Source organism: Micromonospora sp. WMMD964, from assembly GCF_029581455.1.
Taxonomy (GTDB): domain Bacteria; phylum Actinomycetota; class Actinomycetes; order Mycobacteriales; family Micromonosporaceae; genus Micromonospora.
This window is the reverse complement of the sequence record NZ_CP120860.1, coordinates 3,595,001-3,621,016: the sequence shown is the minus strand read 5'-3', so window position 1 is coordinate 3,621,016 and position 26,016 is coordinate 3,595,001. Positions and strand designations below refer to the sequence as shown.

At 72.6% G+C, this 26,016-nt stretch carries 18 protein-coding genes and 2 rRNA genes (1 of these 20 running past the window's edge); 2 read left to right on the top strand and 18 right to left on the bottom strand.

Going from position 1 to position 26,016, the window contains the following annotated elements; translation table 11 throughout:
• Positions 1–62 precede the first annotated feature (62 nt).
• The 8 genes from O7616_RS16775 to recN form a co-directional block, all read right to left on the bottom strand.
• Complete coding sequence (locus tag O7616_RS16775; protein WP_282302828.1) at positions 63–1,814, bottom strand: CTP synthase; 1,752 nt, start codon at positions 1,812–1,814, stop codon at positions 63–65.
• A gap of 163 nt (positions 1,815–1,977) precedes the next feature.
• Entirely contained in the window at positions 1,978–4,389 is a 2,412-nt protein-coding gene (locus O7616_RS16770) for a hypothetical protein (RefSeq protein WP_282302827.1), read from the bottom strand.
• Positions 4,389–5,558: a glycosyltransferase family 4 protein gene (locus tag O7616_RS16765; RefSeq protein ID WP_282302826.1), complete on the bottom strand. Its 1,170-nt coding sequence runs from the start codon at positions 5,556–5,558 to the stop codon at positions 4,389–4,391. The genes O7616_RS16770 and O7616_RS16765 overlap by 1 nt, the downstream gene beginning before the upstream one ends.
• Positions 5,555–7,243 carry a lipid II flippase MurJ gene (locus O7616_RS16760; protein ID WP_282302825.1) on the bottom strand — a complete coding sequence of 563 codons (1,689 nt, stop codon included), beginning with the start codon at positions 7,241–7,243 and terminating at the stop codon, positions 5,555–5,557. Before O7616_RS16760 ends, O7616_RS16765 begins: the two co-directional genes overlap by 4 nt.
• Position 7,244: 1 nt before the next feature.
• A complete protein-coding gene (locus tag O7616_RS16755; RefSeq protein ID WP_282260772.1) occupies positions 7,245–8,111 on the bottom strand; it encodes a hypothetical protein in 867 nt (288 codons plus the stop codon).
• A 73-nt stretch (positions 8,112–8,184) separates the two neighbouring features.
• Positions 8,185–9,129, bottom strand: a complete 945-nt coding sequence (locus O7616_RS16750; RefSeq protein WP_282302824.1) for a copper transporter — start codon at positions 9,127–9,129, stop codon at positions 8,185–8,187.
• Positions 9,130–9,156: 27 nt separating this feature from the next.
• Positions 9,157–10,335, bottom strand: coding sequence for a putative cytokinetic ring protein SteA (gene steA / locus O7616_RS16745; RefSeq protein WP_282260774.1), 1,179 nt, complete (start codon positions 10,333–10,335; stop codon positions 9,157–9,159).
• A gap of 119 nt (positions 10,336–10,454) precedes the next feature.
• Complete coding sequence (gene recN, locus O7616_RS16740) at positions 10,455–12,212, bottom strand: DNA repair protein RecN (RefSeq protein WP_282307656.1); 1,758 nt, start codon at positions 12,210–12,212, stop codon at positions 10,455–10,457.
• 89 nt (positions 12,213–12,301) lie between these two features.
• Here recN and O7616_RS16735 point away from each other — a divergent pair, with 89 nt between their 5' ends.
• Positions 12,302–13,321, top strand: a complete 1,020-nt coding sequence (locus O7616_RS16735) for a helix-turn-helix domain-containing protein (RefSeq protein ID WP_282302823.1) — start codon at positions 12,302–12,304, stop codon at positions 13,319–13,321.
• A 79-nt stretch (positions 13,322–13,400) separates the two neighbouring features.
• Here O7616_RS16735 and O7616_RS16730 read toward each other — a convergent pair whose 3' ends face one another.
• The 5 genes from O7616_RS16730 to O7616_RS16710 form a co-directional block, all read right to left on the bottom strand.
• Complete coding sequence (locus O7616_RS16730; RefSeq protein ID WP_282302822.1) at positions 13,401–17,120, bottom strand: S8 family serine peptidase; 3,720 nt, start codon at positions 17,118–17,120, stop codon at positions 13,401–13,403.
• Positions 17,121–17,357: 237 nt separating this feature from the next.
• Positions 17,358–18,242 (bottom strand): NAD kinase, encoded by an 885-nt coding sequence (locus tag O7616_RS16725; protein WP_282260778.1) that lies wholly within the window; start codon positions 18,240–18,242, stop codon positions 17,358–17,360.
• A 52-nt stretch (positions 18,243–18,294) separates the two neighbouring features.
• Entirely contained in the window at positions 18,295–19,152 is an 858-nt protein-coding gene (locus tag O7616_RS16720) for a TlyA family RNA methyltransferase (protein ID WP_282302821.1), read from the bottom strand.
• 39 nt (positions 19,153–19,191) lie between these two features.
• Complete coding sequence (locus O7616_RS16715) at positions 19,192–19,464, bottom strand: hypothetical protein (protein ID WP_282302820.1); 273 nt, start codon at positions 19,462–19,464, stop codon at positions 19,192–19,194.
• The gene (locus tag O7616_RS16710) at positions 19,461–20,090 is read right to left on the bottom strand and encodes a hypothetical protein (RefSeq protein WP_282302819.1); all 630 of its coding nucleotides are present in this window, start codon (positions 20,088–20,090) and stop codon (positions 19,461–19,463) included. Before O7616_RS16710 ends, O7616_RS16715 begins: the two co-directional genes overlap by 4 nt.
• Positions 20,091–20,201: 111 nt before the next feature.
• Here O7616_RS16710 and O7616_RS16705 point away from each other — a divergent pair, with 111 nt between their 5' ends.
• Positions 20,202–20,540 (top strand): SCP2 sterol-binding domain-containing protein, encoded by a 339-nt coding sequence (locus O7616_RS16705; protein ID WP_282260782.1) that lies wholly within the window; start codon positions 20,202–20,204, stop codon positions 20,538–20,540.
• Between the two features lie 59 nt (positions 20,541–20,599).
• Here O7616_RS16705 and O7616_RS16700 read toward each other — a convergent pair whose 3' ends face one another.
• The 5 genes from O7616_RS16700 to O7616_RS16680 form a co-directional block, all read right to left on the bottom strand.
• The gene (locus tag O7616_RS16700; protein ID WP_282302818.1) at positions 20,600–21,631 is read right to left on the bottom strand and encodes an HAD-IIA family hydrolase; all 1,032 of its coding nucleotides are present in this window, start codon (positions 21,629–21,631) and stop codon (positions 20,600–20,602) included.
• Positions 21,628–22,602, bottom strand: coding sequence for a Replicase polyprotein 1ab (locus O7616_RS16695; protein ID WP_282307655.1), 975 nt, complete (start codon positions 22,600–22,602; stop codon positions 21,628–21,630). Before O7616_RS16695 ends, O7616_RS16700 begins: the two co-directional genes overlap by 4 nt.
• A complete protein-coding gene (locus tag O7616_RS16690; protein WP_282307809.1) occupies positions 22,590–24,227 on the bottom strand; it encodes a hypothetical protein in 1,638 nt (545 codons plus the stop codon). The genes O7616_RS16695 and O7616_RS16690 overlap by 13 nt, the downstream gene beginning before the upstream one ends.
• Before the next feature lie 319 nt (positions 24,228–24,546).
• Positions 24,547–24,663, bottom strand: a 5S ribosomal RNA gene (gene rrf, locus O7616_RS16685).
• A gap of 89 nt (positions 24,664–24,752) precedes the next feature.
• Positions 24,753–26,016: ribosomal RNA gene (locus O7616_RS16680) — 23S ribosomal RNA — on the bottom strand; it runs 1,847 nt beyond the window's last position.

Below are 26,016 nucleotides of genomic sequence, written 5' to 3'. Positions count from 1 at the left end.
GCGCTCGACGACGGCGCGAGGCGCCACGCTGCTGAGCCTGATGGTTCGCTCGCTGCGCTCGCTCACGAGGCCGACGCGGCCTTCGTCGCGGCGCCGTTGCGGGCGGCCTTGCGCGTCGTCGGGGCCTCCGCCGTCGCGTCCAGGTCGACGGGCAGCTGGTCGGCCTGCGAGTACGCCACCGCGGCCTTGACGAACGACGCGAACAGCGGGTGCGGACGGGTCGGACGGCTCTTCAGCTCCGGGTGCGCCTGGGTGGCCACGAAGAACGGGTGCAGGCTGCGGTCCAACTCGACGAACTCGACCAGCCGACCGTCCGGCGAGGTGCCGGAGATGTGCAGACCGGCCTTCGTCAGCGCGTCCCGGTATGCGTTGTTGACCTCGTAGCGGTGGCGGTGCCGCTCGCTGATCTCGGTGCTGCCGTACGCCTCGGCGACGAGCGAACCCTCGGTCAGCGTCGCCGGGTACGCCCCGAGCCGCATGGTGCCGCCCAGGTCGCCCTTGCCGGCGACGATGTCCTCCTGGTCGGCCATCGTGGCGATCACCGGGTGCGCGGCCTTCTCGTCGAACTCCGCCGAGTTCGCGCCGTCCAGACCGGCCAGGTGACGGGCCACCTCGATGGTCATGCACTGCAGGCCGAGGCACAGGCCGAGCAGCGGGATGCCGTTCTCCCGGGCGTACCGGGCGGTGCCGATCTTGCCCTCGATGCCGCGCACGCCGAAGCCGCCGGGGATGAGGATCCCGTCGACACCGGCCAGGGCCGCCGCCGCACCGGCCGGGGTGACGCACTCGTCGCTGGGCACCCACCTGAGCTGCACCCGGGCCCGGTGACCGAAGCCGGCCGCCCGGATCGCCTCACTCACCGACAGGTACGCGTCGGGCAGGTCGACGTACTTGCCGACCACCGCGACGGTGACCGTGTGCCGAGGGCGGTGCACCCGCTCCAGCAGGTCGTCCCAGCTGGCCCAGTCCACGTCCCGGAAGGAGAGGCCGAGCCGACGCACCACGTACGCGTCGAGGCCCTCCCGGTGCAGCACCTTCGGGATGTCGTAGATGCTCGGGGCGTCCGGAGCGGCGACGACCGCCTCGGCGTCCACGTCGCAGTAGAGCGACAGCTTCTCCTTGAGCTTCACCGGGATCTCCCGGTCGCAGCGCAACACGATGGCGTCCGGCTGGATACCGATGTTGCGCAGCTGCGCCACCGAGTGCTGGGTCGGCTTGGTCTTCAGCTCACCCGACGGCGCCAGGTACGGCACCAGGGAGACGTGCAGGTAGAAGCAGTTGTCCCGGCCGAGGTCGTGGCGGACCTGGCGGATCGCCTCCAGGAACGGCAGCGACTCGATGTCGCCGACGGTGCCGCCGACCTCGGTGATCACCACATCGGGGAGCTGACCGTCCTCGTCCGGGTCGGCCATCGCCAGGATCCGCGACTTGATCTCGTTGGTGATGTGCGGGATGACCTGGACGGTGTCGCCCAGGTACTCGCCGCGCCGCTCCTTGGCGATCACGTCGGAGTAGATCTGACCGGTGGTGACGTTCGCCTTGCCGGACAGCGCCCGGTCGAGGAACCGCTCGTAGTGCCCGACGTCGAGGTCGGTCTCCGCGCCGTCCTCGGTGACGAAGACCTCACCGTGCTGGAACGGGTTCATCGTCCCCGGGTCGACGTTCAGGTAAGGGTCGAGCTTCTGCATCACCACGCGCAGACCGCGCGCGGTCAGCAGGTTGCCGAGGCTGGAGGCGGTGAGGCCCTTGCCCAGCGAGGAGGCGACGCCCCCGGTGACGAAAATGTGCCTGGTCGTCCGTGCTGATGGGGCCAAGGCCTGCTCCCGTGTCGTCTGTCGCGGTCATGCAGACCGCCGTGCTCGATCAGCAAAGTGATCACGCGATCCACGGGATTCGACGGTAACACCTCCCAGGCGGGTACTCGCAGGCCGCACCCCGGCTACGACACCTGCGGGTCATCCGGACGAGGTCCGGCGCTCAGGAGGCGGCAACCCCGCTCGACGACCGGGTGACCTGTCGGGGCGGCCCGACGGACCCGCCCCCGGCCGGTTCCGCCAGACCGTCGGCGTCGGCGTCGGCGTCGGCGTCGGCGTCGGCGTCGGCGGCACGATCGGTCTCGGCGTCCGGGATCGTGACCACCGGTGGGGCGCTCGCGGGCGGGCCGCTGATCGGCCGGGGGTGGGCCGCACCCAGCGGCCCTCCGCCGGTCGGACCGCCATCACCGCCGGTCGGAGAGACCCCGCCGGAGCCCGAGTCGTCGTCGGCGCCGCTCTCCCGGAACCGGCCCGGAACCGGACGGGTCCGGTCCGCGGCGTGCCCCAGCACCCGCAGCGACGCCAGCACGGCCATCGGCACCACCAACGCGGCGGCGGCGCCCAGCACGTCCAGCGCCGCCCCGTCGAGCAGACCACCGAGCACCGCGGCGACCACCGTCCCGGCCATCGCCGCCCGCACCGCCGGGTAGATGCCGAACAACCGCATCAGCCCACCCCAGGGTTGCAACAGGGCGAACCACACCAGCAACCCGGCGGCGACCGCCAGCACGGTCAGCGGGCTGTTGACCAACGTCTCGAAGTTCTCCGTGCTGGACCGGTGCACGGTGAACCCGCCGGTGCCGTCGCCGAGCGCGGAGAGGAACCGCCCGAGGTTCCCCCGCTCCGCCGGCGGGCGACGCAGATCCACCACACCGAAGCCGATACCGACCGCCAGGGCGGCCATGCTGGCCCACGCCAGCCGGCTGATCGTCAACCAGCCGCCCGCGCTGATCACCGCGGCGACGCTCACCCCGGCGGTGAGCGCGATCGCGCCGACCGGATCGGCGCCCAGGTACGCGCTGCCGACCACCACCACCGCGAGACCGCCCACGGCCACCGTCACCGCCGGCCGCCAACCCCGGTGCACCCGTTGGGCGAGCCAACCCCCGGCGAGCAACGCACCGGCGAGGAACACCCCCAACCCCACGGTGCTCAGCCCGGAGTACCGGCCGCCCTGCAACGCGGAATACCCGACCACACCGTTGAGCTGCAGGCGGGCCCCGGTGAGCACGTCCAACCCGACGACGAGGGTGGTGAGACCGGCCACCGCACCCAGCGGCCCGAGGGTGCCCGCGTACCCGGGGGCGAACCGCACCGCCGCGGTGCCCGCGGCCACCAGCAGCGCCGTCACCCCCGCGAAGATCCACCCGGGATGGTCGCCCTGCCACCAGGGCACCGCGTCGGCCAGCAACGCCGCCGGTACCGTCAACGCCACGGCGACGAGCAGCAGTTCCACCACCGCCGTGACCCGCCGGGAGACGGGATCCGGGCCGGTCGGCCCGGCGTGCGGGCGGGCCCGGCGCAGCAACGGCAGGACCCCGACCGCCAACAGCACCTGCACCCCGGCCAGCAGCGTGAAGAACACCCCGGAGACCTCACGCTGCGCGGCGGCCTCCCGATCGGCGTCGGCCGGTGCGTCGATCGCCTCGGCCAGATCGGCGGGACGCCCACCGGTGCTCACCGCCGGACGGCCCAGGAACAGCCGCTCCGGCATCGGCCGACCCAGCGCGGCGAGGGCGGTCGGCGCGAGGTCGACCAGTTGCAGGTAACCGTCGCGGCCGGTGCTGGCCGAGGTCAGCCACCCCCGCTCCCAACCCGGCCCGTCGGCGACCGCCACGTGCAGCCGCGACGGCTGGGCGGTGTCGGAGATCCCCGCGACCAGCACCAACGACCGCGGCGGCCGGGCCGCCACCACCCGGGCCAGTTGCGCGTCCGCCGCCCGCGCCTCCTCGGCACGGGTCGCCGGGTCGGTCCCCTCGACGGTGCCGAGGTCGACGATGCTCAGCACGCAGGAACCGAGCAGCGTCCGCGGGTCGGCGGGCAACGCCGGGGCGTACCTGTCCACGCGGCCGAACGGACGGGCGGCGGCCACCGCCGCACCCGGGCCCACCGCCACGGAGCAGCGCACCGACTCCGACAACGAACCGGGCAGGGCCCCCCACGGCAGGCGCTGCTGGTTGTACTGGACCACGCTCTCCTGGTCCGGCAGGTTCGCGCCGATGCCGTCCGGTTGCTCGACGGTCACCCCGGCCGGCGGGCACCCGCCCGGCGACCGGCTGCCGTTCCACGCGGCGAAGCTGCCCGCACCCAGCGTCAGCCAACCGTCCACCGGGCAGGTGGGTCGATGCGCGGAACGCACCGACAGTGAGCCGATCGACCCCTCCTGGGCCATCCGCCACAACGTCGGGGTGCGCTGCGGATCCACGTCCTCCCACCGCAAACCCGCGATCCCGGCGAGCACCACGAAGTCGGCGGTGCGTCGCGGGCTGTCCTGCGGCGGGCGGGCGGCGAGCGCGGCGACGCCCAGCGACACCACGAGGATGGTCAGCAGGGCGGGGGTGATTCGGCGCAGCATCACCGGTGTCCCGTTCTGGGGGCGTCGGAGCCCGGGGTGGCTGCCGGGCCGCCGCGGTCGGCGCCCAGCTCGGCGTAGAGGGCGGCCAGCACGGCCACGGTGTCCGTCTCGGTCGGCCACGTCGCGGCTCGTTCCGCGCCACGGCGGCCCAGCTCGGCCCGGGCCGCCGGGTCGTCCAGCAGCGCCCGGACCGCCGCGTCGACCGCGTCGACGTCCCCGGCGGGGATCAGCGTGGCGGCGTCGCCGACCAGGTCCGGCAGCCCGCCGACAGCGGTCGCGACCAGGGGCACGCCGGCGCGCAACGCCTCCTGCGCGAAGAGCTGCCGGGCCTCCCAGTCGCTGGTCACCACCGCGAGGTCGGCACCGGCGAGCAGGTCGGCCACGTCGGTGCGGTGCCCCAGCAGGGTCACCGGGGCGCGGGCCGCCGAGGTCCGCGCGGCCAGCGGCAGATACGCCGGCCCACTGCCCGCGATCACCACGACCGGCGGTGGGGTACGCGTCCGCCAGCGGGCCGCCGCGTCGATCAGCACGTCGTAGCGCTTCTGCGAGTGCAGCCGACCGACCGAGAGGATCAACGGCTGGTCCGGGCGCACCCCGAACTCGGCGCGGACCGCCGCCGGACGTCGACGCGGCGCGGGCAGCGTCGGCGCGGCGACCGGGGCGAGCCGGGCGTCGGCGGCACCCAGCGCGGCGGCTCGGGAGACCAGGTCCATGGACGCGCCGAGGGCCACCCGCGCACCCCGGGCCACCACGCGTTCCACGAGTCGGGACACCCCGCCGCGCAGGCCGCCCGCGAGCACCGCGTTGTGCCAGGTGACGATCAGCGGCGCGGCCGGACGGGCCAGCACGGCGACCAACCCGGCCCGCAGACCGTGGGCGTGCACGACGTCGACCCGCGTGGCGGTGAGGACCCGGCGCAGGGTGAGCACCGCCCGGGCGTCGGCCGGCGTCGGGCTGGCCGGGATCTCCACCGGCTCGAAACGCGCGCCGACAGCGGTGAAGTCGAACTGCTCCTGGGTGGCCGCCGGTCCGCAGACCAGGACGGATGCGCCCCCGGCGACGAGGCCACGCGCCACCGACCGGACGTGCTGGCCGACCCCGCCGGTGCTGGACGCGAGCACCAACGCGACGGTGCCCGACCACCCGGCGGACAGAGCTGGCTCAGTCATCGCGTCGCCGTCTCCTTCCCATCGCCCCGCTCCGGGGAGACCGCACCGGGCGTCGGACCGCCACCCCGCGGCCCGCGCCGACCCAGCCGCCGCAGCACCCCGGCGAGCAGTGGCGCCACGTCCCGCCGGTCGACGAACCAGAGCACGGCGAGGAACACCGCCCCGACCAGAGCCCCGGACAGCATGCCCTGACCGAGTGCCGCCGCCATCGTCGGGGTGCCGCCGCCCGGCGCGTCGAGCAGGCGGCCGAGGCCCAGCCCGGCGAGCGCGGCGAGCACACCGGCCAGCGCACCGGCGGCCGAGGCCCGCGCCGCACCGGCCAGCGCCGGTCGGCCCGCGCTGCGCCGCACCGCCACAAGCAGCAACGCCCCGAGCACCAGCATCCCCACCGAGTTGGCCGACGTCACCGCGAACACCCGGTCCCGCAGCGGCAGCAACGCGCCGAACAGCACGACGACGACCGGCACCACCAGGAAACCGACAGCGGTGGCGGCGGTCGCCGCCCGGGTCTCCCCCCGCGCGTAGAGCGCCCGGGTGAGCACCGCGAACAGCCCGTAACCGACCAGGCCGGGGGCGTACCCGATGATCGCGGCGGCGGCCGTGGACGCGGTCGACGCCGGGAAGAAGAAGTGCCCGACCGGGCCGGCGGTGCCGATCAACGCCGCGGTGCCGAGGCAACTGAACAGCAGCACCCCGCGCACGGCCGGCGCCAACGTCGCCCGGTAGGTGTCCTCGTCACCGGCGGCCCGCGCCGCCGCCAGCGTCGGGTACGCCGCGATGGCCAGCGGCACCGCCAGCACCGCCCACGGCAACAGGTAGACGGTCTGCGCCAGGTTGTAGACACCCGGGTTGCTCCGCGCACCGGCGGTGACCTGGTTCAGGCTGACGATCAGGGCGATCTGCTGCGTGGTGACGGTGACCGCGCCGGCCACCGCCAGCCCGCCGACGCGGGCCCGCGCGTCGGCCGGGAACCCGAACCCGGGCCGCAGCCCCAGGCGCAGTCGGCTGACCGGGACGAGCAGGGACAACGACAACACCACCACACCGAGTGTCGTGCCGGCCGACAGCAGCAACTCGCCACCGGGGCTCACCCCGCCGACCGTCGCGTTGCGGCCCTGCGTGGCGGTGAACCCCAGGTAGACGACGATCACGGTGAGGCTGGACAGCAGCGGCGCGAGCACCGGCCAGGCGAAGCGCCGGTGTGCCTGGAGCACCCCGGTGAGCACGATGCCCACCCCGTACAGCGGCAGCTGGGGTGCGAAGACCCGCAACATCCGGATGCCGCTCTGCTGCTGGGCGGCGGTCAGGTGGTGCCCGAGCGACTCGACTACCGGCTCGGCGAGCAGCACCACCAGCACCGCGAGCGGCACCAGCAGGGCCAGCGTCCAGGTCAGCAGCGCACCGGTGGTCCGGGCGACGGTCGCCCGGTCACCGACCGCGACGGCCCCGGCCAGCAGCGGCACGACGAGGCTGGCCAGCGCCCCACCGGCGACGATCTCGAAGATGAAGTTCGGCACCGCGTTGGCCACCACGTAGGTGCCACCGAGGTCGGTGGTCCCCAGGGTCCAGGTGAACACGGCGGTGCGGCCGAAACCGGCCAGTCGGCTGGCCACGGTGAGGACGGCGATGAGCGCGGCTGCCCCGGCCAACCGGCCGGCGCCGGCGAGGGGGGCCGGTCGGGTCACGTCAGTCGGCGCGTCGGCCCAGTGCGTCGAGCTCCCGCAACCCCGGGGTCCGCTGGATCACCGCCGTGAAGCTGACCTTCTCGCTGGCGGCGGTGAGCCCGGCCAGCACCGCCAGCAGACCCGCCCGCCCGAGCGGGCCGGTACGGGCGGCGAGCGCGACACCGAGCACCGCCCCGAGCGCGTTCGCGCCGCTGTCCCCGAGCATCACGTCCTCGGCGAGGTCGTCGCCGAGCAGACCGGCGGCGGCTCCGGCGGCGCCCGCGGCGATCCCGCCGTGCGGGCCACCGGCCAGCGGCGCGGCGAGCAGCAGACCGGACTTGATCGCCCGACCCGGTCGCAGGTCGAGCAGGTTGAGCAGGTTGGCCGTGCCGGCGATGACCCCGGCGCCGAGGAGCACGTCGACGCCCCGACCGAACGCGCCGTGACGCTGCCGACGCGGATGCGCCGCGACCCGGCGGTCGGCGGCCAGCAGCGCCGCCGCGCCCAGCCCGGCGGCGCCCACCCCGGCGACCTTGACCAGACCGGCGGTGACCCGCCCCTCGCGCAACGCGGCGAGGTGCCCGGCGAAGCCCTTCGCCGCCTTCTGCTCCGGCCGCGCGCCGACCACGTCGTCGTACAGACCGACGGCGCCCGCACCGAGACCGGCGACCACCGCCGCCCCACCGGACGCGCCGCCGGTCGCACCGAACGCGCCGACGGCCGCCGCACCCCCGGCCAGCGCCGGACCGGCGGCCAGGCTGACCGTGCGGCCACGGAAGTTGGTGCGCTCCAACGCCGGCCCCGCCGGCGAGCTGCGGACCTCACGCAGCGCGTAGCGGGCCACCGCCGCGCCGGCACCGGCGAGCAGCAGCCGACCCAACGTGCTCATGCCGCCACCCCGCCGCACGTCACGCTCGCCCGCTCACGCGAGTCGGATCCGGACACCCGATTACGTCGTTCGCTCACTGGGGCAGTCTAGGCAACAGCCCGGACGCGGCGTTGTCACCGACGCCGTACTGCCCGGCCTTCTTCTCGACGAGCTGCTGCACCAGGGCGAGGGTGCTCACGAACTGGCCCTGCCCGGTGTTGGCGTTGTCGACGGTCGAGATGGTCTGGGCGAGCACCGGGTCACCCCGGACCACGGACACCAGGTTGCCGCCGACGGAGCCGTTGCCGGCGACCACGATCGAACCGGTCCGGTCGAACTGCTCAGCGATCTTGACCACCGACTCGTCCCGCTTCTCGGAGTCCTTGTCGACGTACGGCTGACCGCTGACCACCACGACCGCCTCCGCCGAGCCGGTGACCTTGTTGCTGTCGGTGGTCAGGTAACCCGCGTTGTTGTACGCGGCGAGCACCGCCCGCCGGTCGGCGTCGCTGACCGGCGCGACGCCCTGGGCCCGGTCCAGCAGGACGCTGGCCAGCAGCGCGCTGGACGTCTCCACCCCGTGACCGTTACCCGGCAGGCCGGTGGTCTGCGCGGTCGGACGGGCCGCGGTGACGGCCAACTCCAGCAGGTTGGAGTTGTTGTCCGGGTTGACGAACTTGTCCTGCAGGTCGACCCGACCGGTGATGGTGGCCCCGGCGAGCTGGAGCTTCTTGAGCACGCCCTCGGTGTGGTCGCGACCGTTGGGCAGGCTGAGCACCACCACCCGACGCCCGGTGAGGGTGCCCGGCAGGACGACCTGGGACACCTCCTCGGCGAACTCCTCCTCCAGCCCGAGCTGCTTCTCCATGTTGCTGACCGTCTGACGCCAGTGCTGGTTGTCCTTGCGCAGACCGGTGACCTGCCCCTCCAGCGAGTCGGCGACGGGGCCGTTGAGAGCGGCCGTGCCGACCACCAGGCCGATCGCCAGAGCCAGGAAGACCGCGGTGAGGGACACCACGTGGTAGCGGAAGTTGATCACGCTTGCAGCCTCTTGATCGGTCGGGAACTAGAAGAGCCGGTACAGCTGGAACACGAAATTGTCCCACCATTCGGCGACCACGCCCAGGTACGCCTTCCCGACGGTGGAGACGGCCACCGCGGACGCCATCGCCGCGATCGCCGACAACACCAGCAGGAGCAGCGACGAACCGGAGATGCTCTGCCGGTAGAGCCGGCTCACACCCTTGGCGTCGACCAGCTTGCCACCGACCTTGAGCCGGGTCAGGAACGTCGAGGCCATTCCGCCGCGCCCCTTGTCGAGGAACTCGACCAGGGTGGCGTGGGTGCCGACCGCGACCAGCAGCGACGCGCCCTTCTCGTCGGCGAGCAACATCGCCAGGTCCTCGCTCGTCGCCGCCGCCGGAAACGTGATCGCCGGCACACCCAGGCCGTTGACCCGGGGAAGACCCGGCGCACGCCCGTCCGGGTACGCGTGCACGATCACCTCGGCACCGCAGCGCAGCACGTCGTCGGTGACCGAATCCATGTCCCCGATGATCATGTCCGGGGTGTACCCGGCCTCGACCAGCGCGTCCGCGCCGCCGTCGACACCGATGAGGACCGGCTTGAACTCCCTGATGTACGGGCGCAGCACGTCCAGGTCGGCCTTGTAGTCGTAACCGCGCACCACGATCAGGCAGTGCCGACCCTGCATCTGGGTCTCGATGTCCGGCACGCCCACACCGTCGAGCAGCAGGTCGCGCTCCTGGCGGAGGTAGTCCATCGTGTTGGCGGCGAACGCCTCCAACTGCACCGACAGCCCCTCCCGGGCATCCGCCATCGACTTGGCGACCGACTCGGCGTCCTGGAGGCTGCCGTGCGCCACCGGCTCGTCACCGGCGAAGACCGTGTTGCCCTCGATGCGCACCTGGTCGCCTTCGCGGATCCGCTCGAAGACGCCCTCACCCAGGTCGTCTAGGAGCGGAATGCCGGCGGCGATCAGGACCTCCGGGCCCAGATTGGGGTAACGGCCGGAGACCGACGGTTTGGCGTTGAGCACCGCGGCGACACCGACAGCGACCAGAGAATCCGCCGCCACCCGGTCCAGGTCGACGTGGTCGATCACCGCGATGTCACCAGGGCGCAGCCGACCGACCAGGCGTTTCGTCCGGCGGTCAAGGCGCGCGGTGCCGAGGACTCTGCCCGGTTCGGAGTTCCGGTTCCGGCGCAACGTGGGTAGACGCATCGTGACCATCCTGGCATGTGAGGCAGGCTTTTCTGTCGCGACATGCCTGAGCAGGGCCGCCTACCCAGGGAAGCACACGTCGGCACAAGCCGGTGTGCTTGCGCTCACAATACGCGGCGTCACAACCGCCTTTCCTTGGCGGCCACGGCCAACAACTCCTCGGCGTGGGCGATACCCAGATCCGAATCCGGCAAACCCGCCAGCATCCGGGCCAGCTCCCGCGCCCGCTCGGTGTCCTCCACGACCCGCACACCGCTCGTCGTCACCGCGCCACCGGTGTCCTTCGCCACCACCAGATGCCGGTCGGCGAACGCGGCCACCTGCGGCAGGTGGGTGACGACCAACACCTGGTGACTGCGCGCCAACCGGGCCAACCGCCGACCGATCTCCACCGCCGCCTGACCACCGACACCCGCGTCGACCTCGTCGAAGACCAACGTGGGCGGCCCACCCGACCCGGCGAACACCACCTCGATCGCGAGCATCACCCGGGACAACTCACCGCCGGACGCCCCACGCTGCAGCGGCAACGACGGCGCGCCGGGGTGCGCCAACAACCGCAGCTCCACCTCGTCGCCACCGTCCGGCGTGACACCCACCTCGACACCGTTCACCGACAGCGTGGGCTCCGCACGCCCCGTCGGGCGCGGCAGCACCGCCACCTCGATCCGCGCGTGCGGCATCGCCAGACCGGCCAACTCCACCGTCACCTGGTCGGCGAAACGGATCGCCGCCTCCTGCCGCGACGCCGACACCCGCCCGGCCAGGTCGGCCACCTCGACGGCGAGCCGCTGACCCTCCCGCTCCAACTCGTCCAGCAGATCATCGGAGGTGTCCAGATCGGACAGCCGGGTCCGCGCCCGGTCCGCCCAGGCGATCACCCCGTCGACGTCGTCGGCGTACTTACGCGTCAACGCCCGCAGCGCCGCCCGCCGCTCGTAGACGTGCTGCAACCGGGCCGGGTCCGCGTCGAGCGTCGCCAGGTACGCCGACAGCTCCGCCGACACGTCGGTGACCAGTGTCGCCGCCTCCTCCAGACGCGACGCCAACTCACCCAACGCCGGGTCGGTGCCGGCCTGCGCCTCCAGAGTCCGCCGGGCCGTGCCCAGCAACGACGCCGCGTCCGGCGTCTCGTCGGTGGCCTCCGCACCGCCCGCCACACACTGCTGGGCGATCTGCGCGGCCGTGCGCAACCCCTCGGCGTGCTCCAGCCGCTGCGCCTCGGTCTTCAGCTCGTCGTCCTCACCGGGCTGCGGATCGACCCGGGTGATCTCGTCGAGGCCCAGCCGCAGCAGATCGGCCTCCTGGTTGCGCTCGCGGGCGTTGCGCCGCCGGTCGGCCAGGTCGTCGACCACCCGCCGCCACCCCGTGTACGCCTCCCGCAACGCGTCGAGCAGCTTCTCGTGCGCGGGACCGGCGAACCGGTCCAACGCCGCCCGCTGCTCGGCCGGACGCAGCAGCCGCAACTGGTCGGACTGCCCGTGCACCGCGACCGCCTGCTCGCCGACCTCACTGAGCATCGACACCGGCATGCTCCGGCCACCGACATGGGCACGCGAGCGCCCCTCCACCGTCACCGTGCGGCTCAGCAGCACCGAGCCGTCCTCGTCGGGCTCCCCACCGGCCTCGGTGATCCGCGCGTGCACGGCGTCGGCGACCCGCCCGAGCAGGCGCAACCGCCCCTCCACCACCGCCCGGCCCGGTTGGGCACGAACCCGACCGGCGTCGGCCCGACCGCCGAAGAGCAGGCCGAGGCCGGTGACCACCATCGTCTTACCCGCACCGGTCTCGCCGGTGATGACGTTCATGCCGCCGGTCAACGGCAGCGTGGTGTCCTCGATGACGCCCAGTCCGGTGATACGCAGCTCTTCCAGCACAGCCACCGACAGTAGACGCGAGGGCCGACAGTTGACCAGCCGACGGGCCCCGGCGCGGCCGACACCCGGCCGACGTACAGTTCTGCCCCGTGTTGGACGTGATCGGCCTGACCTCGGCTGAGGAGGAGCTCTACCGCTGCCTGCTCCAGCTCACCGCGGCGCGCGTCGACGACCTGGTCCGTCGTCTGCACCGACCGCGCGACCAGGTTCTCGCCCAGGTCGAGACGCTGCGCGCCAAGGGGCTGGTGCAACCCACCGACGTCGACCCGGACGCGCCGCTGCGTCCGACCGCACCGGACGTCGCCCTCGGCGGGGCGCTGCTGCGCCGCCAGGAGGACCTGGAGGCCGCCCGACGGCGGGTCACCCAACTGGCCGAGGAATACCGGTCCGGGCTGCGCCGACACCACGTCGACCATCTCGTCGAGGTGATCGCCGGCGCCGGGGTCCTCCGCGACCGGCTGCGCGACCTGCAGAACTCGGCGCGTACCGAGGTGCTGTGGTTCTGCCGGGCCAACCCCCTCGCCATGGCCGGCCCGGAGAACGTCGAGGAGTTCGACGCGCTGGCCCGCGGAGTCAGCTACCGAGCCATCTACGAACGTGACCTGCTGCTGGAACCGGGAGCCCTCGCCGACCTGGCCAAGGGCGTCGCCGCCGGCGAACAAGCCCGGGTGCTCGACCGACTGCCGGTCCGACTGGCCATCGTGGACGCCAGCACGGCCATCTGCCCGCTGGTGCCCGACCGCGACGGCGGGGAGCCGAGCGCCGCCGTGATCGGCCGCAGCCAACTGCTCGACGCGCTGCTCGCCCTCTTCGAGAGCCACTGGCGGGTGGCCACCCGACTGCGGCTCGACGACCCCCTCACCGTCGCCGCCACCGAGGGGCGGCGGCCGGACCCCGAGGACCGCCCCGGCGACGGCTACCAGCCGGACGCCGACGAGGCGCGGCTGCTGTCGTTGTTCGTCGCCGGCGTACCCGACAAGTCCATCGCCTCGCAGCTCGGGGTGAGCCGCCGCACCGTGCAACGACGCATCGCCGACCTGATGGCCGCCGCCGGGGTGGACACCCGACCCGGGCTGGCGTTCCAGGTCGCCCGCCGCGGCTGGCTCTGACGCGTCGGGCCCGCCGTCGGTCGACGGCGGGCCCGACGGCCGGGGTGGGACGGCCGGTGGCCGCCCCACCCCACTCCGATCAGCGCAGCCCGTACGCCTGGAGCACCGTCTGGTCGACGGTGTTCCCGGCCCGGTCGGCGGCGTGCACCCGCAGCGACACCGTTCCGCGCCCCGCCGGCACGGTCACCGTGTACCGGGTACCCGACCCCTTCGTGTGCGCGTTGCGCCAGGTGACGCCCCCGTCGAAGGAGACCTGCACCCGGACGTCGGCGCCCTTCGGGGCGGGCACTCCGGCCGGCTGACGCAGGGTCAACCCCACCTGGTGCGGCCGGTTACCGCGCACCGTGCCGAGCAGGTCGGCCGGCACCTGGTAGTCCACCTGCAACAGCGACAACGGCGTGGCGGCCTCGCCCGCCGGCCGGGCCGAGGTGAACTCCCAGGCCGTGTCGGTACGGGTGCCGTACCGCCACTCCGCCGAGGAGCGCTTCGTGGTCAGGTCCAGCCGGTAGCGCGCCCGCCCCGGCGTGGTGGGCACCGGAGCCCACCCACCGGACAGGTCGGCGATCTGCTTCCCGTCCCGGCTGACCCGCGCCTCGACCGTGTCCGCCTCCTCGCTGTTCCCGGCCACCGCGTGGTTCCCACCGGCGTCGACGAACTCGGGCACCCGCAGATCCAGGCTGTCACCGGTACGGGTGGGCACCGGCGCCCCCCGGGCCGGCACGGCCGGGCGGACCACCGGCGTGTGCCAGGTCTCGGTCTCCCGGTCGTCGGCGGCGTAGCGCCGGGGCTCCTGGGTCAGGCCGCCGGTCAGACTCCCCCACTGCATGAACATCGACTTGTGCAGCACCCGGTGCTGCCACCAGTCGTCCCCGGCACTGACGAACTCCTGCCGGGTGGTGCCGTTGCGGACGATGCGCTGGTCGTCGTTCCAGGCGTACTCCTGCCACGGTCGCCACCCGAACCGCTCCTCGGTGGCCCACCCGGCGCCCATGTCGCCGTAGCTCGCCGTCACCTCGGCGGTGTTCTTCGCGGTGACCGTGTGCACGACGCGCTCCGGCACCCGACCCTTCGACACCTGCCACACGTCGTACAGGTAGGGGCTGTCCACGGTCAGCGTCAGGTCGAGCGTCGCCCGACCCGTACGCGCCGCCGCGATCAACCGCTGCCCGTCGTCGTAGGCCACCACCATCGCCGGGATCGGCAGCCGCTCCTCGGCGGGCCGCCAGACCGTCCACGCGGTCTGGTCCTGCGGGCGGACGATCAACACCACGGCGGCACCGGCTGCCGCGGCGGCGGCGACCTGGTCCTCCTCCGCGCGGTCCGGGTCGGCGGTGAGAAGCGCGGCGGCGCCCCGCACCCGGGCCAGCTCGGCGGGAGTGCCGACACCGGCCCAGACCAGCGGCAGCTTGCGCCGACCGGTCGGCGCCGGGGACCTACCGAGCAGGTTGATGTCCGACGGACCGGACACCCCGCTGACCGTCGCGTCCACCATCGGCGCGACGAGCTGCCAGCGCGACGCGAACTCGAACTCGCCCTGGCGCACCTGCCGGGTCGGCGTCACGTTGACCTGCTGGACGGTGCTGTACGCCATCACCCCGTGGTCGATCTGCCGACCGTTGCCCAACACCCGGTGCACGTAGTAGCTGAGCGTGGCCCGCTGCTCGCTGGGCTTCGGCGTCTCGATCCGCACCGGCGTGCCCTTACGGGCGTCGAGCACCACCGTCAGGTCCCGGTCGACGACCAGTTCCGGCTCGACGGTCTGGGTCATCTGCTCGTCCAGGGGAGCGCCGTGCTCCACCAGCGCGGTCAGCAGGTACGTGCCTTCCTCGACCCGCAGGGTGCCCTCACCCGGCCACCAACCCCAGAAGTCCGACTCGGGCTGCTCACCGAACATGGTGAACGCCGGAGACAGGGCCGGCTGACCCTTGAGGTCCAACACCTTCACGGTGACCTCGTGCAAGGGGCCGCTGACGGTCAACCCGACCGGCGTACGCACCGCCACGCCGTCCGCGCCGGTCGCCACCAGCCAACCACCGTGCGGGCCCCGGGCCAGCTTCGCCGGGTCGGCCCGCAGGGGCACCGTCACGCTGCCACCCGCCGCGACGGTCACCGTGGCGGAGCCGACGTCGACCCCGTCGGTCTCGGCCGCACCGCTGTCCAGGTTGCGCAGGTCCAGAGCGAGCCGCAGGGTCTGCGCGGCGGTCGTGCCGTTGGTGTACGTCACGGTCCGCTCCACCGCCGCACCGCCGGTGGAGATCCGACCGAAGTCGACGGTGGCCGACCCGTACACCCGCTGGTTGAGCGCCCGCGCCACGTCGACCCGACCGCCACCCTGCTCGAACACCGTCAACGCCGGGTTTGCCTTCGTGGTGCTCACCAGCGCGTCCTTGAGCTTCCCGGCAGCCCAGTCCGGGTGCTCCTGAGCGAGGATCGCCGCGGCGCCCGCCACGTGCGGGGTCGCCATCGACGTCCCGGACGCGGTCGTGTACGCGTCGCCCACCGGCGTACCCATCGTGGTGCCGGCGGCCCGCGCGGCGACGATGCCGACGCCCGGCGCGGTGATCTCCGGCTTGAGGCCGTTGTCGCCCAGCCGCGGACCACGGCTGGAGAAGTCGGCGAGGTTGTCGTCGCGGTCCACCGCGCCGACGGTGAGCGCCGCCGCCGCCGCGCCGGGCGAGCCGACGGTACGCGCAGCACCCGAGTTGCCGGCCGCGACCACGAACAGCGCGCCGGTCTCGGCGGACAGGTCGTTGACCGCCTGACTCATCGGGTCGGTGCCGTCGGTCGGATCGCCGCCGAGGCTCATGCTGACCACCTTCGCGCCGGAGTGGGCGGCCCACTCCATGCCCGCGATGATGGACGAGTCGTAGCCGGAACCACCGTCGTCGAGCACCTTGCCGACCAGCAGCTGCGCGCCCGGGGCGACGCCCTTGCGCAACCCGGCGGAAGCGGCGCCGCTGCCGGCGATGGTCGCCGCGACATGGGTGCCGTGGCCGTGCCCGTCGCGGGGGCTCCCACTGCCGGAGAAGTCCTGCGCCTCGGCGATCCGCCCGGTCAGGTCGGGGTGGGTGGAGTCGACGCCGGTGTCGAGCACCGCCACCTTCACACCGCTGCCGTCGCGGCCCGCCGCCCAGGCGGTGGGCGCGCCGATCTGCGGCACGCTGTGCTCCAGCGTCGGGCGGACCTTCCCGTCCAGCCAGATCCGGGCGATGCCGCCGCCCAACCGGGGCGCGGCATCCGTCGTCCGGGCGGTGGGCGCACCGGCGAGCGTGCCCCACAGGCCACCGAGGTCACCCTTGCCGACCCGCAGCGCCGCGCCGTTGATGCTCTCCAACGCACGGGCGTCGGTGGCGCCCGCGAGGGGTCGCACCCGGCCGGCGGCCGGCTCCTGGTAACGCACGATCAACGGCAGGTTGCCCCGCGCGGCGTCGCCGTAGCCGTCGGCCGCCAACTCCTGCACGTCGAACAGGTCGGCGTCGAGGACCCCGCTGCTCACGTAGGGCAGGGCGTCGCTGGGAAGCACCCGCAGCGTGCCGTCGACCTGCACGGTCTGGAAGAAGATCCGTTCGCGCCCGGGTCCCGGGCGGACGGTGGCGGCGACCCGACCGGGTGCCGCCGGTGCCAGGTCGACCTGGTCACCGGTGATCAGCGTGATACGAACGGGCGCGGCGCCCGGGGTGGGAGTGCCCGATGTCGGGCCGGTGGGCCGGGCGGGCGGGTCGGCGGACGCCGGTGCGGCGAGGCCGACCACCAACGCGCCGACCGCACCGACGGCCAGCCAGCGTGGGGACCAGTGCATGCGATGTGCTCCTCTACTCCTCCAGGCCCGCCATCCGTAGACGAGGGCCGATCGGAGTCTGCGTCGGAGCGTGTCACCGGGTCACTAGTCACCAGCCGCCGTAGCGGCGACATGTCGTCAGGTGGACACCCGACGTCCACCGAGGGTGTGCGTCACCGTCACCGGCGGCTGTCGCGCCGGCGAGCCACGGCCGGCGGTCAGCGGCGGGTGCCGGGCCGGCCGTGCACGAGCAGGCGATCAGCGGCGGCTGCCGCGCCAACCGTGCACCGGCAGACCGAACTTGGCGACCAGCCGGTCGGTGAACGGCCGGGGCCGCAACCGCACGATGCGGACCGGCAGGGCACCCCGACGCACCGTCACCCGGGCACCCGGCGGCAGGTCGAAGACCCGACGCCCGTCGCAGGAGAGCACGGCGAGGGTCGTGAACGGGTCGACCGTGATCACGAAGGTGGACGTCGGCGCCGTGACCAGCGGGCGGCTGAACAACGCGTGCGCGCTGATCGGCACCAACAGCAGCGCCTCCACCTCCGGCCAGACCACCGGGCCGCCGCCGGAGAACGCGTACGCGGTGGAGCCGGTCGGGGTGGCGCAGACGACACCGTCGCAGCCGTAGCGGGACAACGGACGCCCGTCCACGTCGACGAGCAGTTCGAGCATCTGCGCGCGCTCGCCCTTCTCGATGCTGATCTCGTTGAGCGCCCAGGACTCGATCGTCGGCCCACCGTCGAACTCGGCGGTGACGTCCAGGGTGAGCCGCTCGTCGACCGTGTAGTTGCGACTCACCACGTCGCGCACCGCGACGTCCAGGTCGTCGATCTCCGCCTCGGCCAGGAATCCCACCTTGCCGAGGTTGATGCCGAGCAGGGGCACCTTCGCCGGTCGGGCCAACTCGGCGGCGCGCAGGAACGTGCCGTCCCCACCGAGCGCGAAGACGATCTCCGCGCCCTCGGCGGCCTGCTGGCCGGCGACCGGCACCACCCCGGGCAGGTCGAGATCATCGGCCTCGTCGGCGACCACCCGTACCTCGAAACCCGCGTCGATCAGGTCGGCCGCGACCGACCGGGCGTGCTCCGTGCTCCGGCGACGCCCGGTGTGGGTCACCAGCAGAGCGGTCCGGCTCATCGGATCGCCCCGCCACAACCGCGCGTCGTCGTGGTGCCCTCGCTGCGCGCGTTCACCCTGCGACCTCCTCCGCCGCCGTCACGTCCGGCACGTCACCGGCCGCCGTCGGGCCGTCCGGCCCGGCCGCCACCACGGCCCGTACCCGTTGCGGGTCGGCCGGCGGTGCGCCCCGGCGCAACCATACGAAGAACTCCACATTGCCGCTCGGCCCGGGCAGAGGGCTGGCCGCCACGTCGGCCAACCCGAGACCGAGCCCGGCGGCCGTGGCGGCCACGTCCAGAACCGCCTCGGCGCGCAACTCCGGGTCGCGCACCACCCCACCGGCGCCGACCCGCTCCTTGCCCACCTCGAACTGCGGCTTCACCATCAACGCCAGATCACCGTCGTCGCGCGTGCAGGCGGCCAACGCCGGCAACACCAACCGCAGCGAGATGAACGACAGGTCCGCCACCGTCAGGTCGACCGCCCCACCGATCGTGTCCGGGACGAGGGTACGAACGTTCGTGCGTTCCAGGACCCGCACCCGCTCGTCGGTGCGCAGCGACCAGGCGAGCTGCCCGTAGCCGACGTCGACGGCCACCACCTCGGCCGCGTCGGCGCGCAACAGCACGTCGGTGAAGCCACCGGTCGAGGCACCGGCGTCCAGGCAGCGTCGCCCGGCGACCCGAAGCCCATCGAACGCGGCCAGCGCGCCGGCCAGCTTGTGCCCGCCCCGGGAGACGTACTCCTCGGTCGGATCCTCGCCGGTCACCAACAGCGGATCGGCGGGGTCGACCATCGCGGCGGCCTTACGCGCGACCACCCCGCGCAGGTGGACCCGGCCGGCCTCCACCAGCCCGGCGGCCTGCTCCCGGGAGCGGGCCAGACCGCGGCGGACGAGTTCGGCGTCCAACCGGTTACGACGTGCCATGGGTGGTTCTCCGGTCTGCTTCAGGACTGGTCGTGCCGCTCACGTCTGGTCGATGGTGGCGAGGGTTTCCCGCAGCGTCTCGTAGGCCGCCTCGTACTGCGCGATCTGGTCGGCCGGGGCGAGCGTCGCCGCGTTGGCCATGGCCTGCACGGCCGCGTCCACCGCCGGATGGCGCGCGTCGTCCCCGACGTCCGGCAGCGGACCGGGACGGACACCAGCGGGCGGCCCCGGCCGGGGCGGGAACGAGCCGCCCGTCGGCGGACCGGGACGCGCCGGGTACGACCCGCCACCGGGCGGGTGGGGCCCGCTCATTCGGCGGCGTCCGGCGGCTGCTTACGGACCGCCTTCTTGGCGGGCATGGCCACCGGGGTCGGGGCCTCGTCCTCGGTCCGGCTGATCGTCGCCGGCGGCTTCTTCGCGATGGCCTTCTTGGCGACGGCCTTCTTCGCGACCGCCTTCTTCGCCACCGGCTGCTCGGCCGCAGGCTTGTCGGCCGCAGGCTTGTCGGCCGGATGTGCGGAGACCGGGGCGCCCGCCGGGCCGTCGGACGGCACCAGACGATCTCCGGGACGGTCGGCGACGGTCGGGGCCGGTCGCCCCGACGGGCCGGCGGGCGGCGTGGTCGTCGGCTCGACGGCGCGCGCTTCGCGCAGTCGCCGTTCCAGGTCGTGCACCCGCCGGGTCAGCTCGGCCACCTCGTCGGCGGTGGCCAGGCCGACCGCCCCGAGAGCCCGGTCGACTTCGAAGCGGACCAGCTTGGTCAGCGCCTCCCGGTTGGCCGCACTGGTGCTGACCAGCTCCTCGCCGAGCGCCTGGAGTTGGGCGGCGGTCGCGCCACCGGAGCCGACGAGGCGTCGTGCCACGTCCTGGGCCTTCTTCCGGGGCGCCTCCGTGAGGCCCATGGCCAGTTCGAGGTAGGCGCGCCACGCGTCCTGCATGCCTGAGTCCTTCCGCGGGGCGGGGTGTGCAGGTGTCACGCTACCGGGCACCCCGGACCGTGCCGTGCGGTACGGTGCCGAGGACGGCGTGGCGATCGGCGAGGGGGACATGTGGCCAGCGTGGACGAGTGCCGGCAGGCGTTGCAGGAGCTGGCAGCCCGGCTGGACCGCAACGCGGAGACGGTGCGCGAACGGATCGACCTGGACCGGACGCTGGCCTGCCGGATCACCGACCTGGACGCCGCGTTCCACGGCCGCATCACCGGCGGTCGGCTGGTCGAGCTGACCGACGGCGACGACCCCAAAGCCAAGATCGCGTTGAGTACGTCAAGCGACGACCTACTCGCCCTGGTCCGCGGTGACCTGGACGTCACCAACGCGGTGACCACCCGCCGAGTGTCGATCAAGGCGAACCCGTTCGACCTGCTGAAGCTCCGCAAACTGCTCTGACGAACGCCGCACGATGACCCGGTTCGGGCAGCGGTGTGGCCAGGCGATGCGGCCAGCGGTCAGGCGGTGGCGGTCAGGCCGAGGCTCTCCACGGCGTGCGCCGCGTCCGGGCCGATCGGGCGGATCTTCGGCAGCGTCGGCTCCGACGCCGACCAGGCCACCGCGCAGAGCGCCGGCAGGGCGTCCAGCGGCCGACCCGACCCCGCCAACTCCAGCGCACCGTCGTGGTCGGTCACCGACCATCCGACGGCGTCCGCCGGGCCCGGGACCCGCACGACGGCCGCCGGGTCGAAGAGCCCCGCCAGGTCCCTCGCGACGTACGTGGGCCGCCGCCGTGGTTCTGCGGCCAACAGATCCGGTACGCCATGGACGCCGGTGAGCACCAGCAGACTGTCCAGGCCGGCGCGGCGGGCACCCTCGATGTCGGTGTCCAACCGGTCACCCACCACCAGGCTCCGGCCACCACCCGCGCGCCGGGCGGCGGTCTCGAACAGCGCCGACTCAGGCTTCCCGACCACCACGTCGGGGTCCCGCTCCAGCGCCGTGCGCAGCACCGCCACCAGGGAGCCGTTGCCCGGCAGTGGGCCACGCCCGCTGGGCAGCGTCCGGTCGGTGTTGGTGGCGATCCAGAGCGCACCGGCCCGTACCGCGACCGAAGCCTCGGCCAGGTCGGCCCACCCCACCTGCGGGCCGTACCCCTGCACCACCGCTGCCGGATTCTCGTCGGCCTTGCTGACCGGGGTCAGGCCGACCGCGCGCAACTCCGCGCGCAGGGCCTCCGCACCGACCACCAGCACCGGAGCGCCGGCAGGAAGCCGGTCACGCAGCAACTCGGCCGACGCCGCGGCGGAGGTGAGCACCTCCTCCGGTCGCGCCGGCACACCCATCCCCGTCAGCAGGGCGGCGACCTCGCTGGAGCGACGGGACGCGTTGTTGGTGGCGTACGCCACCGCCACGTTCCCGTCGTGCAGCCGGGCCACCGCCTCGACGGCGCCGGGGATCGGCCGGTCGATCAGGTAGATCACGCCGTCCAGGTCGAAGACGACCAGGGTGTACCCGTCGACCAGCCGCTCCCCGACGTCAGCGCTCATCGCTGCGTCGACCCCGACGCGTCATCCCCGGCCGGAGCGCTCCGGTCGGCGTTCGCCACGCTGCCGGACGGCGCGACGTCCCGGGAGTCGGTGTCCGCGTTGCGCGCGGCCTCGTCCGGGTGACGGTCCTCGTCCTCGTCGTCGAAACCCTCGTCGTCACCGGCGCTGCCCACGACGTCGTCCCGCTCGTCGGCGTCGAAGTCCTCGCGGTCGTCGTCGTCCTCGCGGTCGTCGTCGTCCTCGTCGTCGCGGTCGTCGGCCTCGTCGTCGCCGGTCAGGTCGGCGTCGGGTCGGGCCGGGACCGCGCCGGGAGCACCCGGCCCTGCGGCGATCTCCTCCGCGGCCTCGTCCTCCTCGTCGCCCTCGATGACGACACCGTCGAGTTCCAGCAGCCGCTCGGCCGCGTCGGTCTCACCCTCGGTGTCGACGTCGGCGGCGCGGGAGAACCACTCGCGGGCCTCCTCACGCCGGCCCACGGCGAGCAGCGCGTCGGCGTACGCGTACCGCAGTCGAGCCGTCCACGGCGCCGTGGCCTCGCTGGTGAGGTCCGGGACCTGGAGCATCGCGACCGCGGCGTCCTTCTGCCCGAGGTCCCCCCGCGCACCGGCGGCGACGATCAACAGCTCGATCGCCACGGCCTGGTCCAGCTTCTCCCGGTCGGCACCGCGGAACAGGTCGATCGCCCGCTCCGGCCGACCCAGAGCCCGCTCGCAGTCCGCGAGCACGGCCAGGTGGCTCTGCAGCCCGCTCATCCGGTGGTACGTGCGCAGCTCGGCGATCGCCGTCTGCCACTCCCCCGCGTGGTACGCGGCCAGGCCGACCGCCTCGCGGACGGCCGAGATACGCGACGCGAGCCGCCGTGCGGCCAGCGCGTGCGCCAACGCCTCCGCCGGGTCCTCGTCGATCAACTGACCGGTCGCGACCAGGTGCCGGGCAACCGTCTCGGCGACCGGCTTGTTCAGCGAGAGCAGCTCAGCGCGAACGTCCTTGTCGAGGTCGGTCGCGTGGATGTCGTCCGGCAGCGCCGGCGCGGAGCTGCGGCCACCCTCGAACGACTCGCCGCCGGCGGCGCGGTCGTCGCGGCGGAACTCGCCCTCGCGACGCGGCCGCTCGTCGGCGCGGGGAGCACCCGCCCGGTCGCCGCCACGGAAGCCACCCTCGCGGTCACCACCACGGAAACCGCCCTCGCGACGATCGCCACCCCGGAAGCCACCCTCGCGGTCACCGCCACGGAAACCGCCCTCGCGACGGTCACCGCCCCGGAAGCCACCCTCGCGGTCACCGCCACGGAAACCGCCGCCCTCACGACGGTCACCGCCACGGAAGCTGCCGCCGTCACGGGAGGCACCCGGCCGAGATCCCTCGCGGGAGCCGCCTTCGCGACGGTCGCCACCGCGGAACCCGCCTTCGCGGTCGCCACCACGGAAACCGCCTTCGCGACGGTCGCCACCGCGGAAGCCACCCTCGCGGTCGCCACCACGGAAACCGCCTTCACGACGGTCACCGCCACGGAAGCCACCCTCGCGGTCACCACCACGGAAGCCACCCTCGCGACGGTCACCGCCACGGAAGCCACCCTCGCGGTCACCACCACGGAAACCGCCCTCGCGGTCACCACCACGGAAACCGCCCTCGCGACGGTCACCGCCACGGAACCCACCCTCGCGGTCGCCACCACGGAAACCGCCGCCCTCACGACGGTCACCGCCACGGAAGCTGCCGCCGTCACGGGAGGCACCCGGCCGAGATCCCTCGCGGAAGCCACCCTCGCGGTCGCCACCACGGAAGCCACCTTCGCGACGGTCTCCACCGCGGAAGCCACCCTCGCGGTCGCCACCACGGAAACCGCCTTCGCGACGGTCTCCACCGCGGAAGCCACCCTCGCGGTCGCCACCACGGAAACCGCCTTCGCGACGGTCTCCACCGCGGAAGCCACCCTCGCGGTCGCCACCACGGAAACCGCCTTCGCGACGGTCTCCACCGCGGAAGCCACCCTCGCGGTCGCCACCACGGAAACCGCCTTCGCGACGGTCTCCACCGCGGAAGCCACCCTCGCGGTCACCACCACGGAAACCGCCGCTCTCGCGGGATGGGCCGGAACGCGGGCGGTCTCCGCCGCCCTGATAGCCGCCTTCACGACGGTCACCGCCCCGGAAACCGCCCTCGCGGTCACCACCACGGAAACCGCCCTCGCGGTCACCACCACGGAAGCCACCCTCGCGGTCACCACCACGGAAACCGCCTTCACGACGGTCACCACCGCGGAAGCCACCCTCACGGGGAGCACCGGAGCGAGATCCGTCGCGGTCACCACCACGGAAACCGCCCTCACGACGGTCACCGCCACGGAAGCCACCCTCACGGGGAGCACCGGAGCGAGATCCGTCGCGGTCACCACCACGGAAACCGCCCTCACGACGATCGCCACCGCGGAAGCCACCCTCACGGGGAGCACCGGAGCGAGATCCGTCGCGGTCACCACCACGGAAACCGCCCTCACGACGATCGCCACCGCGGAAGCCACCCTCACGGGGAGCACCGGAGCGAGATCCGTCGCGGTCACCACCACGGAAACCGCCCTCACGACGATCGCCACCGCGGAAGCCACCCTCACGCGGGGCGCTGGAGCGCGAGTTGTCCCGGTCTCCGCCACGGGAACCGGAGTCGCGACCGCCGGCGTATCCGCCTCGGCTGCCGCCGCTGTCGCGGTCTCCCCGGTACGAGGGCCGGTCCCGGTCGTCGCGGCGTGGGCCGCGGTCGCGTCCGCCCGCACCGTCGGTACGGTCTTCGTAACGACGGGGACGGTCTCCGCCCTGCGGTCCTGAACTCACAGGTACATCCTTCCTGATTGCGCCACCAATGGCGCTACGCAGTCGAGGGCCGACCCGGATGGGGCGGCCCTCGACTGGAAGATTGTCCGGCGGCGTCCTACTCTCCCACACCCTCACGAGTGCAGTACCATCGGCGCTGGAGGGCTTAGCTTCCGGGTTCGGAATGTAACCGGGCGTTTCCCCTCCGCCATGACCGCCGTAACTCTATGAACATATCAAACAACCCCGGACACGGATCTCACGTGGGTGTTCGCTCGTTCAGAGTTGCACAGTGGACGCGTAGCAGCTTAGTAGTCAAGTCCTCGGCCTATTAGTACCGGTCAACTGAACCCGTTACCGGGCTTACATTTCCGGCCTATCAACCCAGTCGTCTAGCTGGGGGCCTTACCCCACCAAAGGTGGGTGGGATACCTCATCTTGAAGCAGGCTTCCCGCTTAGATGCTTTCAGCGGTTATCCCTTCCGAACGTAGCTAACCAGCCGTGCCCTTGGCAGGACAACTGGCACACCAGAGGTTCGTCCGTCCCGGTCCTCTCGTACTAGGGACAGCCCTTCTCAAGTATCCTACGCGCACGGCGGATAGGGACCGAACTGTCTCACGACGTTCTAAACCCAGCTCGCGTACCGCTTTAATGGGCGAACAGCCCAACCCTTGGGACCTGCTACAGCCCCAGGATGCGACGAGCCGACATCGAGGTGCCAAACCATCCCGTCGATATGGACTCTTGGGGAAGATCAGCCTGTTATCCCCGGGGTACCTTTTATCCGTTGAGCGACACCGCTTCCACTCGCAAGTGCCGGATCACTAGTCCCGACTTTCGTCCCTGCTCGACCTGTCAGTCTCACAGTCAAGCTCCCTTGTGTACTTGCACTCAACACCTGATTGCCAACCAGGCTGAGGGAACCTTTGGGCGCCTCCGTTACCCTTTAGGAGGCAACCGCCCCAGTTAAACTACCCACCAGACACTGTCCCTGAACCGGATAACGGTCCGAAGTTAGATACCCAAATCAACCAGAGTGGTATTTCAAGATTGCCTCCACCCATACTGGCGTATGGACTTCACCGGCTCCCACCTATCCTACACAAGCTAATTCGAGTACCAATGTCAAGCTATAGTAAAGGTCCCGGGGTCTTTCCGTCCTGCCGCGCGTAACGAGCATCTTTACTCGTACTGCAATTTCGCCGGGCCTGTGGTTGAGACAGTGGGGAAGTCGTTACGCCATTCGTGCAGGTCGGAACTTACCCGACAAGGAATTTCGCTACCTTAGGATGGTTATAGTTACCACCGCCGTTTACTGGCGCTTAAGTTCTCCGCTTCGCCCCGAAGAGCTAACAGGTCCCCTTAACGTTCCAGCACCGGGCAGGCGTCAGTCCATATACATCGAATTACTTCTTCGCATGGACCTGTGTTTTTAGTAAACAGTCGCTTCCCCCTGCTCTCTGCGGCCATACAACGCTCCACCCGCGCGGGGCTTCACGTCTCCGGCCCCCCTTCTCCCTAAGTTACGGGGGCAATTTGCCGAGTTCCTTAACCACAGTTCGCCCGATCGCCTC